The 15,520-nt window shown below is 72.1% G+C and carries 14 protein-coding genes; 7 read left to right on the plus strand and 7 right to left on the minus strand.

Translation table 11 applies throughout. The features are described 5' to 3' along the window. Positions 1-144: 144 nt before the first annotated feature. Both ACHUEU_RS16005 and ACHUEU_RS16010 read right to left on the minus strand, forming a co-directional pair. The gene (locus tag ACHUEU_RS16005; protein WP_394217086.1) at positions 145-2,307 is read right to left on the minus strand and encodes an acyl-CoA dehydrogenase family protein; all 2,163 of its coding nucleotides are present in this window, start codon (positions 2,305-2,307) and stop codon (positions 145-147) included. Beyond that, on the minus strand, positions 2,304-3,002 hold the full coding sequence (locus ACHUEU_RS16010) for a TetR/AcrR family transcriptional regulator (protein ID WP_394217087.1): 699 nt from the start codon (positions 3,000-3,002) through the stop codon (positions 2,304-2,306). The genes ACHUEU_RS16005 and ACHUEU_RS16010 overlap by 4 nt, the downstream gene beginning before the upstream one ends. A 163-nt stretch (positions 3,003-3,165) precedes the next feature. Here ACHUEU_RS16010 and ACHUEU_RS16015 point away from each other — a divergent pair, with 163 nt between their 5' ends. Genes ACHUEU_RS16015 through ACHUEU_RS16025 form a run of 3 tightly spaced genes read left to right on the plus strand, consistent with a single transcriptional unit; the run spans position 3,166 to position 6,854 of the window. Then, positions 3,166-4,488, plus strand: a complete 1,323-nt coding sequence (locus ACHUEU_RS16015) for an acetyl-CoA C-acetyltransferase (protein WP_394217088.1) — start codon at positions 3,166-3,168, stop codon at positions 4,486-4,488. Positions 4,489-4,542: 54 nt separating this feature from the next. After that, positions 4,543-5,883 carry a 3-oxoacyl-ACP reductase gene (locus tag ACHUEU_RS16020; protein WP_394217089.1) on the plus strand — a complete coding sequence of 447 codons (1,341 nt, stop codon included), beginning with the start codon at positions 4,543-4,545 and terminating at the stop codon, positions 5,881-5,883. Between the two features lie 5 nt (positions 5,884-5,888). After that, positions 5,889-6,854: a MaoC/PaaZ C-terminal domain-containing protein gene (locus ACHUEU_RS16025; RefSeq protein WP_394217090.1), complete on the plus strand. Its 966-nt coding sequence runs from the start codon at positions 5,889-5,891 to the stop codon at positions 6,852-6,854. Positions 6,855-6,858: 4 nt separating this feature from the next. Here ACHUEU_RS16025 and ACHUEU_RS16030 read toward each other — a convergent pair whose 3' ends face one another. After that, on the minus strand, positions 6,859-7,836 hold the full coding sequence (locus ACHUEU_RS16030) for a nucleoside hydrolase (protein ID WP_394217091.1): 978 nt from the start codon (positions 7,834-7,836) through the stop codon (positions 6,859-6,861). A gap of 24 nt (positions 7,837-7,860) precedes the next feature. Between ACHUEU_RS16030 and ACHUEU_RS16035 the strand changes: the two genes are divergently transcribed. After that, positions 7,861-8,292 (plus strand): MmcQ/YjbR family DNA-binding protein, encoded by a 432-nt coding sequence (locus ACHUEU_RS16035; protein ID WP_394217092.1) that lies wholly within the window; start codon positions 7,861-7,863, stop codon positions 8,290-8,292. A gap of 44 nt (positions 8,293-8,336) precedes the next feature. Beyond that, entirely contained in the window at positions 8,337-9,149 is an 813-nt protein-coding gene (locus ACHUEU_RS16040) for a MerR family transcriptional regulator (protein WP_394217093.1), read from the plus strand. A 9-nt stretch (positions 9,150-9,158) separates the two neighbouring features. On the opposite strand, the gene ACHUEU_RS16045 is transcribed toward ACHUEU_RS16040, so the two are convergent. The 4 genes from ACHUEU_RS16045 to ACHUEU_RS16060 form a co-directional block, all read right to left on the minus strand. Further along, positions 9,159-10,886: a thiamine pyrophosphate-dependent enzyme gene (locus tag ACHUEU_RS16045; protein ID WP_394217094.1), complete on the minus strand. Its 1,728-nt coding sequence runs from the start codon at positions 10,884-10,886 to the stop codon at positions 9,159-9,161. A gap of 59 nt (positions 10,887-10,945) precedes the next feature. Continuing rightward, positions 10,946-12,484, minus strand: a complete 1,539-nt coding sequence (locus tag ACHUEU_RS16050) for an FMN-binding glutamate synthase family protein (protein WP_394217095.1) — start codon at positions 12,482-12,484, stop codon at positions 10,946-10,948. Between the two features lie 195 nt (positions 12,485-12,679). After that, entirely contained in the window at positions 12,680-12,967 is a 288-nt protein-coding gene (locus ACHUEU_RS16055) for a hypothetical protein (RefSeq protein WP_394217096.1), read from the minus strand. After that, positions 12,964-13,323, minus strand: a complete 360-nt coding sequence (locus ACHUEU_RS16060) for a serine hydrolase (protein WP_394217099.1) — start codon at positions 13,321-13,323, stop codon at positions 12,964-12,966. The genes ACHUEU_RS16055 and ACHUEU_RS16060 overlap by 4 nt, the downstream gene beginning before the upstream one ends. A gap of 32 nt (positions 13,324-13,355) precedes the next feature. Between ACHUEU_RS16060 and ACHUEU_RS16065 the strand changes: the two genes are divergently transcribed. Continuing rightward, positions 13,356-14,429, plus strand: coding sequence for a pirin family protein (locus tag ACHUEU_RS16065; RefSeq protein ID WP_394217097.1), 1,074 nt, complete (start codon positions 13,356-13,358; stop codon positions 14,427-14,429). 62 nt (positions 14,430-14,491) lie between these two features. Beyond that, positions 14,492-15,502, plus strand: coding sequence for a methyltransferase (locus ACHUEU_RS16070; protein ID WP_394217098.1), 1,011 nt, complete (start codon positions 14,492-14,494; stop codon positions 15,500-15,502). The last annotated feature ends 18 nt before the right edge of the window (positions 15,503-15,520 follow it).

Below are 15,520 nucleotides of genomic sequence, written 5' to 3' on the forward strand. Positions count from 1 at the left end.
CCAGAAACGCCCTCCAAATCCCCTCCCGACCTCCCGCAAAACGCACCCAAAATCCGGCCGGCGGATCCAGGCTGAGACCAAGGCGGCACCCGCCGGACCCGACGGCCGAGGCGGCGCCGGCGGCCGACGGGTGGACATCGTCCCTCAGCGCTTCCCGTCGCGCTTCTGGGCCGCGCGGCGCGCCCGCTTCTCCCGATCGCGCAGCGTCTTCTCACTGACCGGGGCATCGGTGCTGGCCCGCTGGGCACGGAAGTACGCGGCGGCCTCGTCCTGCCGCTCCTGCTCGCCGCCCAGGGCGATGGGCGCGCGCACGTGGCCGGGGCGCACGTCGAACGCCGCGACCAGATCGAGCACATGCGGGCGCAGCCGCCACAGCAGCCGCCGCAGATCGCTCTCGATCTGCCGACCGCGCTGGGTGGAGATCATCCCGCTGAGCAGGAACCAGGCCAGGTCGTCGTTGATCGCGGTGAGACCGAACAGGTCCCGCACGTCGGTCAGCACGGTGCGGGAGCCCTCGTCCGGCAGCGCCTCGATACCTCGGGTGAAGGCGCGCCAGTGGACCAGGTCCGCATGGGCACGGGCCGCATCCAGCATCTCCACCTGATGCTTGTTGACCTCGGCGGCGGCATCGGCCGGGCTCATCCTCGCGGCTCCCCGCAGCGCCAGGGCGACCTCCTCGACCTTGACCCGGGCACGATCGGCGAGCAGCTCCTCCTGGAACTCGGTCTGCCGCATCGAGTCGAAGGCGCGGCGCGGGTTGCCGCGATCGCTGACGCTCTGGCCGAGGCGCGCCCACGGGGTGTGGCGCTTGGCGAGCACCTCGGCACGCTGGGCGATGAAGCGGCCGATCCCGGCCCGGTCCACAGTGCGCAGCTCGTCGGTGTAGTCCGAGAGCAGGCGCTTGGCGACCAGCTGCAGCAGGACGGTGTTGTCACCCTCGAAGGTGGCGTACACGTCCAGGTCCTGGTGCAGGCCCACCAGCTGGTTCTCGGCCATGAAACCGGCACCGCCGCAGGCTTCCCGGCACTCCTGGATGGTGTCCAGCGCCAGGCGGGTCGAGGTGGGCTTGAGCGTCGCGGCGAGGGTCTCGAGATCCTCGCGGGATTCGGGATCCTCCGCCCGGCCGGAGAAGACGTCGTCGAAGGCCTGCAGCAGCTGCTCGTGCGCGAAGGCGCCGGCGTAGGTGGCGGCGAGCTTGGGCAGCAGGCGGTGCAGATGGGCCTGGTAGTCCATCAGCACCGTCTCCTGCGTGGGATCGGCGGCGCTGAACTGGCGGCGCTGGGTCGCGTAGGTGATCGCGATGTGCAGGGCGAGCTCGCTGGCCCGGATCGCCGAGCCGTCCAGGGAGACGCGGCCCTGCACGAGGGTGCCGAGCATGGTGAAGAAGCGCCGTCCCGGGGACTCGATGGGGGAGGTGTAGGTGCCGTCGGGGGCCACATCGCCGTAGCGGTTCAGCAGGTTCGTGCGAGGGATGCGCACCTGGTCGAAGGCCAGGCGGCCGTTGTCGATGCCGTTGAGCCCGCCCTTCTCCCCGTCGTCCTCGCTGGAGACGCCCGGCAGCAGCTCGCCCTCGGCGTCGCGCACCGGCACGTAGAAGCAGTGCACCCCGTGGTCGACGCCCCCGGTGATCAGGCGCGCGAACAGCGTCGCGGCCTTCGCGTGGATCGCGGCGTTGCCCAGGTAGTCCTTCCAGGCGGCGCGGAAGGGGGTGTGGATCACCCATTCCCCATCGTCCCCGCCGGCAGGGTCAAAGGTGGCCGTGGTCGCCAGCGACTGCACGTCGGAGCCGTGACCGATCTCGGTCATGGCGAAGGCACCGGGGGTCTGCAGGCTCATCGCCGGCGGCACCCAGGCCTGCTGCTGCTCCTCGCTGCCCAGCTGGATGATCGCCGAGGTGTACAGGCCCCATTGCACCCCGGCCTTGATCTGCAGGGAAGGGTCGGCGACGACCAGCTCCTCGAAGCCGGCGACGTTGGCGCCGTTGTCGTTGGGGCCGCCGAGGTGCTCGGGCAGCATCGGGTGCGAGACGTCGTCGTCGACCAGGATCTGCAGCTGCTGGAAGACTCGCTCACGGTGCTCGGCGACGCTGGCGTCCATCGGTCGGTGCAGCTCGGGGCGGGCCGCGCGCTCGCGGGCCGCCAGGCGGGCCTCGGCCCATCGGCCCAGCAGCGCCTCGGAGACCTGGGCGACGTCGAGGCGGGGGGCCCCGCCGGGCAGGACCGGGATGGGGCCGGTGGGGTCGGCGGTGGTGGACTCGTCGGTGAGGTCCTTCGCCGGGGTGGAGGTGGTGCGGGAATCGGTGGTCATGTGTGCAGTCCCTTCATGAGCCAGGTGACCAGATGGGTGACCAGCTGATCAGCGGTGAGCGGAGTGGGGTGGGCCTCAGGGGTGGAGCGGGGGGACGCGGCGGCGGGATCGCGGTCCTCCGCCTCGGCGGATCTGCGGTCGTCAGCCTCCGGTGCGGCCGTCTCCTGGGTGGTCATCCAGGTGTCGACCGCCCGCTCGACGAAGCCCACGGCACCGTGGGCCCAGACCTGCGGGGCGGGGATGTCGGCCGGCAGGAACGTCGCCACCAGGCGCGATACAGCGGTCAGGAAGTGGTTCAGCCCGTCGCTGGGCCGGGTGACGAAGCGGTACACGCCGGGGGAGCGCTGCGCGGTCTCGACATAGGCGCGGATCATCGCATGGATGCGTTCGTCGGCTCCTGCCTCCCGGCCGACGTCCGCCTCCAGCGCGCGCATCTCCTCCAGCAGCTTGGCGTGCATCGTGGACAGGATGCTGCGGCCCAGCGTCCGCTGGAGGTGCGCCTTGTCCTCGAAGTACCGGTAGACGATGGACTTCGAGGTGCCGGAGGCCGCGGCGATGTCCTCCATCGTCACCTCGGGACCCTGCTCATGGATGAGGTGGCGGGCCACGTCGAGCAGCTCGGCCCGCCTCTCCTCCCGGTGGCGGGCCCAGCGGGCCGATCGGCCGTCCGTGGGGGCTTGCGTCGTCGCGTTCACAGAACCTAGGGTATCAAGTACCCCCGGTTCTATGTAAAGTCTTCTCGTGGGACGACATCCGGCCGACAGCCGACCCCGCGGTGCTCCGCTCCCGCAGAACCCCGCAGAACCACGATCCTGTAGAACCCCGATCGCCCGCAGTGACCACGAAGAGGTGCACCCAGTGACCCATCCCGACTTCCCGCGTGACGCCCTGATCCTCGGCGGCAACCGGATCCCCTTCGCTCGTTCGGGCGGCCCCTACGCCGGCATCTCCAATCAGGACCTGCTCACCGCGACCCTGGAGGGCCTGGTGGCCCGGTTCGGCCTGCAGGGCGAGAAGCTCGGCGAGGTCGCCGGCGGCGCCGTGCTGAAGCTCGCCGGGGACCTCAACCTCACCCGCGAGAGCGCGCTGGGCACCCCGCTGGACCCGCGCACCCCCACGATCGACATGTCCAAGGCCTGCGCCACCAGCCTGGAGACCCTGATCCACGTCTCCAACCGGATCCAGCTCGGCCAGATCGACTCCGGCATCGCCTGCGGTGTGGACTCCGCCTCGGACTCCCCGATCGAGGTCACGCCGCGGCTGCGCCGGATCCTGCACCGCGCCTTCGCCGCCAAGACCGCGATGCAGCGGATCACCGCGTTCAGCACGATCAGGCCTGCTGACCTCGCCCCGGTCCCGCCCCGCAACGGCGAGCCCCGCACCGGTCTGTCCATGGGCGAGCACCAGGCGCAGACCACCGCCGAGTGGGGCATCAGCCGTGAGGCCCAGGACGAGCTCGCACTCGCCTCGCACCAGAAGCTCGCCGCCGCCTACGACGCCGGTTTCTTCGACGACCTGGTCACCGGCTACCGCGGCCTCGCCCGGGACCAGAACCTGCGCCCCGACTCCACGTTGGAGAAGCTCGGCTCGCTCAGGCCCGTCTTCGGCACGAAGTCCCCGCAGGTCACCGAGCCGACCATGACCGCCGGCAACTCCACCCCGCTCTCCGACGGGGCGTCCTCGGTGCTGCTGGGCAGCGCCGACTGGGCCGCCGAGAAGGGGCTGACCCCGCTCGCCCGCGTGGTCGACGCACGCAGCGCCGCGGTGGACTTCGTGCACGGCGAGGAGGGCCTGCTGATGGCCCCGGCCTATGCGGTGCCCGAGCTGCTGGACGCCAACGACCTGACCCTGCAGGATCTGGACTTCTACGAGCTCCACGAAGCCTTCGCCTCCACGGTGCTGGCCACCCTGAAGGCTTGGGAGTCCGAGGAGTTCTGCCGGGGACGGCTGGGCCGCGACGGAGCACTCGGCAGCATCGACCGCTCCAGGCTCAACGTCGCCGGCTCCTCCCTCGCGGCCGGCCACCCCTTCGCCGCCACCGGCGGTCGCCTGGTCGCGACCCTGGCCAAGCTCCTGCACGAGCGGGCGAAGGAGACCGGGAGCGTCCAGCGCGGCCTGATCTCGGTGTGCGCGGCCGCCGGGCAGGGCACCGTCGTGCTGCTCGAGTCCGTCACCGACTGACGCGCGACCAGCACCGCTGCCGCCCGCGACCGCACTCTCGACCCGGAGGTCCCCATGACCGATGCCTACACCCGCTTCATCCGCTCCGCCCCCGGCGGGGCCCTGGCCACGCAGCTGGGCCTGCCCCGCCCCTCACGGCTCCTGCGCCGTGGCGACCGCCCCGAGCCGGTGCTCGGCCCGGTCGTGGTGCTCGGCGACTCCGCCGGTGCCGATCGGATCGCCCATCTGCTCCTGGAGGAGGGCGCTGATGTGCGCCGCCGCTTCGAGGAGCTCCGCCGCGTCGGCTCCGTGATCGTGGTGCTCGACGAGATCTCCTCCCCGGCGGAGATCGGACCGATCATGCTGCCGCTGGCCGGCGCGATGCGCTCCCTCGCCCCCGGTGCGAGGGTGGTCACGATCTCCCGTCCCGCGGAGGAGCACGACCCGGCCCGGGCCGCCGCCCGCGGCGGCGTCGAGGGCTTCCTGCGCTCCCTCGCCCACGAGATGCGCGGCGGCGCGACGGCCAACGGCGTCCTGGTCGAGGACGGCGTGGCGCTGGACGCCCCGGCGTCGATCGGGGCCCTGCGCTTCTTCCTCTCCGCCCGCAGCGCCTTCGTCACCGGACAGCTCCTCACCGTCTCCGGCGCGGCCGGCAGCGCAACCGAGAACCGCTCGCTGCCGCTGGCCGGCCGCACCGCCCTGGTCACCGGGGCGGCCCGCGGCATCGGAGCGGCGATCGCGCGCACGCTCGCCGCCGACGGCGCCCGGCTCGTGGTGCTGGACGTCCCCGGCGCCGGCACGGAGCTCTCCCGTCTGGCCAACGAGCTGCACGCGGTGCCGATCCAGCTGGACGTCACCTCGCAGGGGGCGGGCGAGCGCCTGGTCTCCTTCCTGCGCGACCGGGGCCTGACCCTGGACGCAGTGGTCCTCAACGCCGGCATCACCCGCGACAAGCTGCTGGCCAACATGACCCCGGACCGCTGGGACCCGGTCCTCGCGGTGAACATCACCAGCCAGATCACCCTCACCGAGGCCCTGATCGAGGCCGGGGACGTGCTCGGAGAGCAGCCGCGCGTGGTGTCGCTGGCCTCCACCAGCGGGATCGCCGGCAACCGTGGACAGACGAACTACGCGACCTCCAAGGCCGGGGTGATCGCCTTCGTCGGCGCGCTCGCCGCGCGGCTCGAGGCCCTCGGTGGCACCGCCAACGCGGTGGCACCCGGCTTCATCGAGACCGAGATGACCGCGAGGATGCCGGCGCTGACCCGTGAGGTCGCGCGTCGGCTGAACTCCCTCCAGCAGGGCGGGCTGCCGGTGGACGTCGCCGAGGCGATCGCCTTCCTGTGCTCCGCCGAGGCGGGCGGGATCCGCGGAGAGACGCTGCGCGTGTGCGGCCAGAACATGGTGGGGAAGTGAGCGCCATGTCCCGCACCGCAGGCAGGGGCTCTGCCGACGGCTCCACGGAGGAGATCAAGGATCTCGCGGACCTCCCCTCCTTCCCGGCGATCTACGCCGCGGCGCTGGATCCCCGCTCCGGTCGAGGCGGGCGCGGCGGAGGGGAGCCGGTGCTGCCGCAGCTCGCCTACCGGGTGCGCAGGGTACGGATCGAGGCCGAGCGCGCCCGCGACTTCGACCACCTGATGGGCGGCCCGGCCACCGACCTGGTCCACCCGGGGGTCCTGCACGTGCTCGCCTTCCCGCTCTCGCTCGCGCTGATGGCCCGTCGCGACTTCCCCTTCGCGCTGCTGGGGCTGGTGCATCTGCGCAACCAGGTGCTCCAGCATCGGCCGGTGCAGGTGGGCGAGCTGGTCGACGTCGAGTGCCGGGTGCGGGACCTGCGCCCGCATCGCAAGGGCCGCACCTTCGAGGCGGTCTCGACGATCCTCGGCGAGAACGGCGAGATCATCGCCACCGACGTCTCCACCTACCTGGTGCGCGGCGAGGCGCCCTCGGCCGGGGAGCCGTCCGGCACCGCGCCGTCGGCCGCTGGCACCTCCTCCGATCGCCGGGACTTCGAGCCGCCGCGCCCGACGGCCCGCTGGTCGCTGCCGGCGGACACTGGTCGCCGCTACGCCGCGGTCTCCGGGGACGTGAACCCGATCCACCTCTCGGCCCTCTCGGCGAGAGCGTTCGGCTTCCCGCGGGCGATCGCGCACGGCATGTACACCGCCTCCCGAGCCTTCACCGAGTCCCGTGCGGATCTCTCCCGGCCGCTGCGCTGGGACGTGTCCTTCGATGCGCCGGTGACGCTGCCCGGCACCGTGCTGGTCGCCTACCAGGATGATCCGGCCGCGGGCGCCGTCACCTGCACCGGCTGGCGCGCCGGCCGCGGGGGCAAGGGCCCGCGTCAGTGCTTCACGGTCGAGGTGACCACGCTGGATCGCTGAGCCCTCACACGCCGTCAGGGCTGCCCAGCCCGGCCCGCAGCGTCTCCAGCAGGTGCTCGACGAACTCGTCGGGCCGCACCTCGGTGAGCACCTCGAGGTGCGGGGCGCGGCCCCAGCGGCCCAGCTCGTCGCCCACGGTCTGGCCGCGGGTGAGCGTCCCGGCCAGCTCGATGTCCACCGCGAGCGGGCGGGTGCTCGCGAAGCCCCCGGTGACGGCGTGGGCGGTGACCAGCGGGTCGTGGACGTGGGCCATCCAGCCGAAGCCGTCGGCCTGATGGAACTCGAAGTAGAAGCGCAGCGCCTTCGCCAGGATCGCGGCCACCGGGTGCCCGCCGTCGGTCGCGAGCTCCTCGAAGCGGTCCAGGGTCGCCTGGGTGAAGCGGACGGTCTCGGTCGCCTCCAGCGAGCCCATCACCGGGCGTTGCGGAGCCGCGGTGAAGGCGGAGAGCACGCGCTGGGCGGCCTCGGGATCCACGGCGATGTTCCATTCGCTGGTGGGCCCGGTGTTGCCGCGATGGTTGATCGCGCCGCCCATGAAATGCAGACGCTTCAGCAGCTGCGGCAGCTCGGGCTCGATCTCCAGGGCCAGCGCGAGATTCGTATGCGGTCCCAGCACCAGGCCCACCAGCTCGCCGGGATGAGCGCGGGCGAGGTCGACCCACAGCTGCGCGCCGGTGCGAGGATCCCCGGCACCGGTCGGCTCGGGGACCACGGCGTGGCCGAGGCCGTCGGGGCCATGGGTGTCGTCGGCGTACATCGGCTCCTGCACCAGTGGCCGCTCCGCGCCGCGGGCGATCGGCGCGTCGACGCCGAGCAGCTCGGCCAGGGCCAGGTTGTTGCGGTGCACGGCGGTGACCTCGACGTTGCCGCCGGTGGAGACGATGCCGGCGATCTCGGCCTGTGGATGCGCGGCGAGGTAGCTCAGCGCGATCGCATCGTCGATGCCGGTGTCGCAGTCGACCAGGAGGGGGAGCGGTGCCATGCCTCCAGCGTACGGTCGCCGCTGGTGGCGCTGTCCGCGCCGTTGCGCAAAGATCGGGGGATGGCGCATCCGCAGATGTTCGACGACGACCCGATCCTTGAGCAGGTGCGGTCGATCGCGCTCGCCCTGCCCGGTGCCCAGGAGAAGATCAGCCACGGCAGGCCCGCGTTCTTCACCACCAAGGTCCATTGCTACTACGGCGGCGCGGTGAAGACCGATGGGCAGTGGCACGCGCACGACCAGGCCGTGGTGCTGCACCTGCCGGCGGTCGAGACGGCAGCCCTGCAGCAGGACCCGCGCTGCTTCATTCCGGCGTACCTCGGCCTCTCCGGCTGGATCGGCGTGGATCTGGACGAGCGGACCGACGCCCAGGAGCTCGCCGAGCTGATCGAGGAGTCCTACCGCACGGTGGCGCCGAAACGCCTGCTGGCCGCGCTCGACGGCGCGGCACGATGAGCGCGCTTGACCCTGACGCGACGTCAGGGCCGACGGTGGTACCCATGACCGAGACGCCAGTGCATGAGGACCTCACCGTGGGGCGCGTCGCCGACCTGGTCGGCGTGAGCGTCCGCACCCTGCACCACTGGGACGCGATCGGCCTGGTGCGCCCGGGCGGGCGCAGCTGGGCGGGGTACCGCCTGTACGACGCCGACGACGTGGCCCGGATCCACCGGGTGCTGGTCTACCGCGAGCTCGGTCTGGCGCTCGCGCAGATCGGAGGGATCCTCGACGATCCCTCCGCCGACCCGCGCGAGCACCTCCAGCGTCAGCGGACCCTGCTTCAGCAGCGGATCCGCCGGCTCGAGAGGACGGCACTGGCCGTCGACGAGATGATCGAGAGGACCGACATGGACCACAGCAGCACCGACCTCAGCCCCGAGGAGCAGGCCCGCATCTTCGGGACCGACTGGGACCCCGCCTACCAGGACGAGGCGCGCGAGCGCTGGGGCGGCACCGACGCCTGGACGCTGGCCGCGGCTCGCACCCGGGACTGGGATGCCGCACAGTGGCAGGAGATCAAGGACGAGACCGACGCCGTCGAGGCTGCGCTCGCCGAGGCCTTCGGCCGCAGTGTCGCGCCGGGCGGCGAGGAGGCGAATGCGCTCGCCGCACGGCATCGGGCCACCATCGCCCGCCACTACGACTGCACGCCGGCGATGCAGGTGGTGCTGTCGCGGATGTACACCGAGGACCCGCGCTTCGCCGCCCACTACGACGAGCGCGCCGAGGGGCTCGCCGCCTGGCTGCGACGCGTGATCGAGGAGAACGCCCGGGCCCACGGCGTGGACCCGGAGTCTGCCGTCTGGCAGTGAGGGCCCGGGTCAGCGCGGCGGCAGGTTCTCGGTGATCTTCGCGATCGCGAAGCCCCAGCCCTGCCCCACGGACGTCTTCGGCGGCAGGGAGATCTCCTCGGGATTGGTCCGCACGTCCAGCAGGGCGGGGCCGTCCTGACCGAGCAGCCAGGTCACGGCCTCGTCCACCCCGTCGGGATCCGAGACCTGACGGGACGCGAGCCCCATGGCCTCGCCCACCTGGGCGAGGTCGGGGTTGTCCAGCCGGGTGCCGAACTCGACCAGCCCGCCCTGTTCCTGCTCGAGCTTGACCATCCCGAGTCGGCCGTTGTCGAACACCACCACCTTGACCGGCAGCCGATAGGTCACCGCGGTGCGCAGGTCGCCCAGCAGCATCATCAGCCCGCCGTCGCCGCTGCACGAGATGACCTGGCGCTCTCGGCCCAGCGCCTGGACCCCGAGCGCCTGCGGGAGCGCATTGGCCATCGAGCCGAGGTTGAAGGATCCCAGCAGGCGTCGCCCACCGGTCATGCGCACGAAGCGGGAGAGCCACACGGTCGACATCCCCGTGTCGGAGGTGAACACGGCGTCGGCGGCCGCATGTCGATCCAGCGCGGCGGCGACCACCTCGGGGCGGATCAGCTCCTCGGGATTGTCGAAGGCGCTGCGCACCTTGCCCAGCAGGGAGTCCTCATCGTGGTCGGGATCGACCAGGCGCTCCTGCTCCGACCGCCAGGTCTCGTAACGGCGGTGGACCCGGTCGAGATGGGTCGTATCCGTGCGGGCGGGCAGATCGCCGGCCAGCAGCGCCCGCACGGTGGCACCGGCGTCGCCGACCAGCGCATGCTGGACCGCGGTGCGGCGCCCGATGTGGGCCTGACGCCGATCGATCTGGATCACCGTCTTCCCTTCCGGATACCACTCGCGGTAGGGGAAATCGGTGCCGACCAGCACCAGGACGTCGCACTTCTCGAACGCGTGCTGGGCGGCCGGGTTCCCGATCAGCCCGGACTGGCCCACCTCGAAGGGATTGTCCTCGTCGAAGGTGTCCTTCCCCTTCAGCGTGACCACCATCGGGGCCTGCAGCCGCTCCGCGAGCTCGAGGACCGGGCCGCGGGCCTCCCTCGCGCCGATGCCGACCAACAGAGTGACGTGCTCCGCCTCGCGCAGCACCTCGCGGGCCGCATCGATCGAGGTCGCAGCGGCCGTCGCCGGAGTCGCGGGCGGCGCGATCACCGGTGCCCGCGACCCGTGGGGAAGCTTCTGCGAGCCCATGTCCCCGGGCACGGTGAGCACCGCGACGCCCGGGCCGTCGTAGGCGGCGTTGACCGCCTGCTCGAGCAGCAGCGGCAGCTGGGCGGGATCGGTGACGGTGCGGGAGAAGACGGCGACATCGGCGAAGAGGCGATGGTTGTCGACCTCCTGGAAGAACTCGCTGCCGATCTCGGGGGAGGGGACCTGGCCCAGGATCGCGAGCACCGGGGCGTGAGACTTCTTGGCGTCATAGAGGCCGTTGAGCAGGTGGACCGATCCCGGCCCGACGGTGCCCATGCACACCCCGAGGCGTCCGGTCAGCTGAGCCTGCGCACCGACGGCGAAGGCCGCGGCCTCCTCGTGCCGCACGCCCCTCCAGGTGATCCGCGGCTCGTGACGGATCGCGTCGGTGATCGGGTTCAGGGCATCGCCGACGACTCCCCACGTCTGGGTGATGCCGTGATCGGCGAGGGCCTGGACGATGCTCTCGGCGATGGTGGTCATGGGGTCTCCTTCGATCGAGCGCTCAGGGAAGCGGACTCGCCGCTGCCCGGCCCGGGTGCTCAGTGATGGGTGCGGAACGAGTCCGCCGAGGCGGCGGTCCACGCCGCGGCCCAGTCCTCCGGCGGGTCGGTGAGCAGCTGGTCCGGCTCCAACCATTCGTACAGCTCCGCATAGGAGGCGTTGGCCGTCTGGGAGAGGTTGCGCCGCAGCATCCAGGGGCGCAGCTCCGAGGGATCGGAGACGCCCATCGCCGCCATCAGCTTCACGGCTTCGGCGACCGTGCCCTGCTGGTACTGCGTCACCCGGACCGCTTTGTCCTCGACGACGAGGCCGCGCTGGCGGTAGGGATCCTGGGTGGTGACCCCGGTGGGGCAGCGACCCGTGTGGCAGCGCTGGGCCTGGATGCAGCCGATCGCCATCATCATCGCGCGGGCGGAATTGGTGAAATCAGCCCCCTGGATGATCCGTTTGACGATGTCGTTGCCGGCGGCGACCTTCCCGGAGGCGCCGAGGCGGACGCGGTCCCGCAATCCGACCCCCACCAGGGCGTTGTGCATCGTCATCAGACCCTGGGTCAGCGGCATCCCCATATGGTCCTCGAACTCCAGCGGGGCCGCGCCGGTCCCGCCCTCGGAGCCGTCGACGATGATGAAATCCGGTGCGGTCCCGACCTCGAGCATCGCCTTGCACAGGGAGAGCACCTCCACCTTGCTGCCTACGCAGAGCTTGACCCCGACGGGCTTGCCCCCGGAGAGCTCCCGCAGCCGGGCGAGGAACTCGATGAGCCCCACAGGGGTGTCGAACATGGCGTGCGAGGCGGGGGAGACGCACTTCTCGCCCTGGGGGACTCCGCGGATGTCGGCGATCTCGGCCGAGACCTTGGCCGCTGGCAGCACCCCGCCGATACCCGGCTTCGCCCCCTGACTGAGCTTCACGGAGATGCATTTGACCTGGTCCTTGGTGGACTTGTCGCGGAAGATGTCCTCGTCCAGCCGGCCGTCCGCGGTGCGCGCGCCGAAGTAGCCGGTGCCCAGCTCCCAGATCAGATCCCCGCCCATCTCCTCGTGATACGGGGTCAGCGATCCCTCACCGGTGTCCTGGGCGAAGCCGCCCTCACGCGCTCCCTGGTTCAGGGCGCGCACCGCATTGGCGGACAGCGCGCCGAAGCTCATGGCCGAGACGTTCAGCAATGCCATCGAGTACGGGCGGGCGCACTCCGGACCGCCGATCCGCACGCGCGGAACGGACTCCGGCTGCGGGGCCGGGTGGATGGAGTGGACGAGGTATTCGTACCCGGCGGCGTTGACGTCGCGCTCGGTGCCGAAGGCCTGCTCACCGTGGATGCCCTTCGCGCGCTGGTAGACGATGCTGCGGATGTCGCGGTCGAAGGGTCTGCCGTCCCAGTTGCGCTCGATGAAGTACTGCTGCAGCTCCGGGCGCAGGCCCTCCAGCAGGTAGCGCAGATGGCCGATGACCGGATAGATGCGCAGGATCGTGTGCCGCTTCTGCGTCAGGTCATGGGCGGCCAGGGCGCCCACGGCGGTGCCGGCCACGCCGACGGCGGTGGTGACGGCGGTGCGGAGGGATGAGCGGGACATCTGGATCTCCTCGGGGTCGCTGGGCGCCCCCGGATCCGGTCTCCGTCGGACCGGCGGAGCGGACACCGGGTTGATGTGCATCACATCTCGTTCCATGTTCGCACGCCGCCGCGGCGCTGGGCGAGAGGGGACGGTGATCCATGCGTCCGAGCGGGGCGGAGGGGCAGCGCCACCGGAGAATCCGAGCGTTGCGATTCAGCGTGGAGGCAGCGGATCCCGCGTGGTGGTGAGATCGCCGTACTCCTCGAGCAGCGGCGCGAGGCGGGGACCGATCTCCACCTGCGGGAGCAGCAGGCCGAGCGTGCCGTCGGGGTCGACGAAGAAGTCCGTGCCGGGGCCGCCGGACGATCCCCAGCGGCCCCGGTGCGGTCCGCCGGCGGCCACGGACACCCCGAAGCCCCAGGCCGCGTGCTCCCAGCAGCCCGGGAAGAAGGATTCCCGGGACTTCGACGCGGCGGGCACCTGGTCGCTGCTCAGCATCATCTGGTGCTCCTTGCCGATCTGCTCGCCGTGGCGGATGTCGGACGGCGGCGGGCCGACGTGGAATCCGCCGGCCGCGGGTTCTCGCCCCCGAGCACTCCGTCCTCGTCCGCGTACAGGGCCGGCAGGCGATGCCCTCGGTCCGGCGGCACGGAGTACCGGGTGTCGGACATGCCCACGGGGGTCCACAGGGTCTGGTCGAGGTGCTCGCCCGTGCTGGTCCCACTGACCCGGGACAGCAGGATCCCGAGCAGTCCGAAGAAATGGTGATAGCGCCAGACCGTGCCGGGCTGTCCGACCAGGGGGAGACAGGAGCGCGCCGCGAGCCTGTGGCGGGGAGCGGAGAACCCGCGACACAGGGTCGACGGAGCCGGCTCTCTACACTCTCCCCATGAGCTCCTTCGAAGATTTCGTACTGCTGGAACCCCGGGCGGTGCCGCTCGGCGGCCCCCGCGGCATGACCGTGCACCGCACGCTGCCCGCTCGACGCACCTCCCTCATCGGCGCCTGGTGCTTCGTGGACCATTTCGGTCCCGACGATGTCTCCGCCTCCGGCGGCATGCAGGTGGCCCGCCACCCGCATACGGGCCTGGCGACCGTGTCCTGGCTGTTCGAGGGCGCGATCACGCACCGCGACTCGATCGGCAGCCACGCCCTGGTCCGCCCCGGCGACGTGGACATCATGGTGGCCGGCTCCGGCATCACCCACTCCGAGTTCTCCGTCGCCGACGCCACCATCCTGCACGGGGTCCAGCTCTGGTACGCCCTGCCCGACCGAGTGCGGTTCCGGGACCAGCATTTCGAGGTCTCCACCCCGACCGAGATCGGAACCGCCGACGCGCGTGCCCGCGTGGGGCTGGGGAGCTTCCGCGCCGTTGCCGAGGACGGCGACGTGCTCGAGGACCGCAGCGAGGTGCGGACCGACACCGCGCTCAGCATGGTGCAGGTGGATCTGCGGGCCGGCAGCACGCTGCGCATCGACCTCGATCCCGGCCACGAGTACGGGCTGCTCGTCGACCGCGGCGCCGCCCGGCTCCGCTCCGTCGGGTCCCCCGACGGCGGGCCCGACGGCGATGGGCGCGAGACCTCGATCGCCGACCGGGAGCTGGTGGTGCTGCCCGACGGCGCCGCCCAGCTGGTCCTCAGCGCCGAGGACGGGGAGGACCTCCGGGCGATGCTGCTGGGCGGGGAGCCGCTGGGGGAGGACATCATCATGTGGTGGAACTTCGTGGGCCGCACCCATGAGGAGATCGTGCAGTTCCGGGCGCGCTACCAGGCGGAGATCGGGGTCGAGCTGCCTCTCGAGGAGGCCCCGATCGCGGATATCGCGCGCGAGCGCGGCGGGCTCGCGGAGCCGGACGAGCAGTTCGGCCCCTTCCCGGCGCACACCCCGGATGCGATCCCGGCACCTCGGCTGCCGAACGGCCGCCTGCGCTCCCGCGGCCGTCATGGCCTGCCCGAATGAGCCGGCCCCCGGCTCCGGACCATCGACGGGCCCCCGCGACGGGCCACCCGAGGACGGACGGTGTGACCCGCACCGCCATGAACAGCGCAGAGATGGACAGCGCAGAGATGAACCGCACCGCTATGAACAGCACCGCTCCGCGAAGCGTCGACACGGCCCCCGCCGGCACCGCGCCCGACCAGACGGAACGGGTGATCCTGCAGGCCGCCGGCGAGGAGGCCGGCACCGGCCGTCCCCGCGACCTGATCGTCGTGGCCGACAGCACGGGGGCGCTGACCGCGTCCGCCCTCGACCTGCTCGCCGAGCAGCCGGAAGCCCGGGTCTGGTCCTGGAACGCCTCCCGCGCCGAGACCTCCGCGCTCGCGGAGCGCTTCGCCGACCCGGTGGCGACCGGGCAGCTGGTGCTCGCGGCCGGGGCGGCCCCCCTCCCGCTGGAGGAGTTCGCCGCCACGGCCGACGCCCACCTCGTGCTCGCCCGCCTGCCCAAGTCCCTCGCCGGGCTCGAGGACCTCGCCCGCCGCCTGGCCCGTCTCGCCGACCAGGCCGGGCGTGCGGACCTCACCCTCATCGCGGGCGGCCGCGTCAAGCACATGACCCGCTCCCAGAACGAGGTGCTGGCCGGCTCCTTCACCGAGGTCCGCGCCTCACGGGGAGTGGGCAAGTCCCGGGCGCTGATCGCCTCCGGGGCCCGTCCGGACGCTCCGGCACCGGCACCCGCCACCGGCGCCGCGACGGTGAGCGTGCACGGGCAGCCACGCGACCTGGCGCTGCGAGGCAGCGGCGGGGTCTTCGGCGGTGCCCGGGCCGACGCCGGCAGCCTGCTGCTGCTGGAGGCGCTGGATCGGGCGCTCCTCGGGGGCGAGGTCGCCGCGGAGCGCGCCGTGGACCTCGGCAGCGGCAACGGGCTGCTCACCGCCCATCTCGCCGCGGCTCTCCCCGAGGCGCAGGTGCTGGGCAGCGACGACGACGCCGAGGCGGTCGCCTCCACCCGCGCCACGCTCGAGGCGTCGGGGCTGGGGCCTACCCCCGGTTCGTGGACACGGGGGTTTTTTACGCCGCGAGCGCTAGCTTAGCGGTGTAGGCGCGCTCGT

Source organism: Brachybacterium vulturis, from assembly GCF_043641765.1.
GTDB classification, from domain to species: Bacteria; Actinomycetota; Actinomycetes; order Actinomycetales; family Dermabacteraceae; genus Brachybacterium; species Brachybacterium vulturis_A.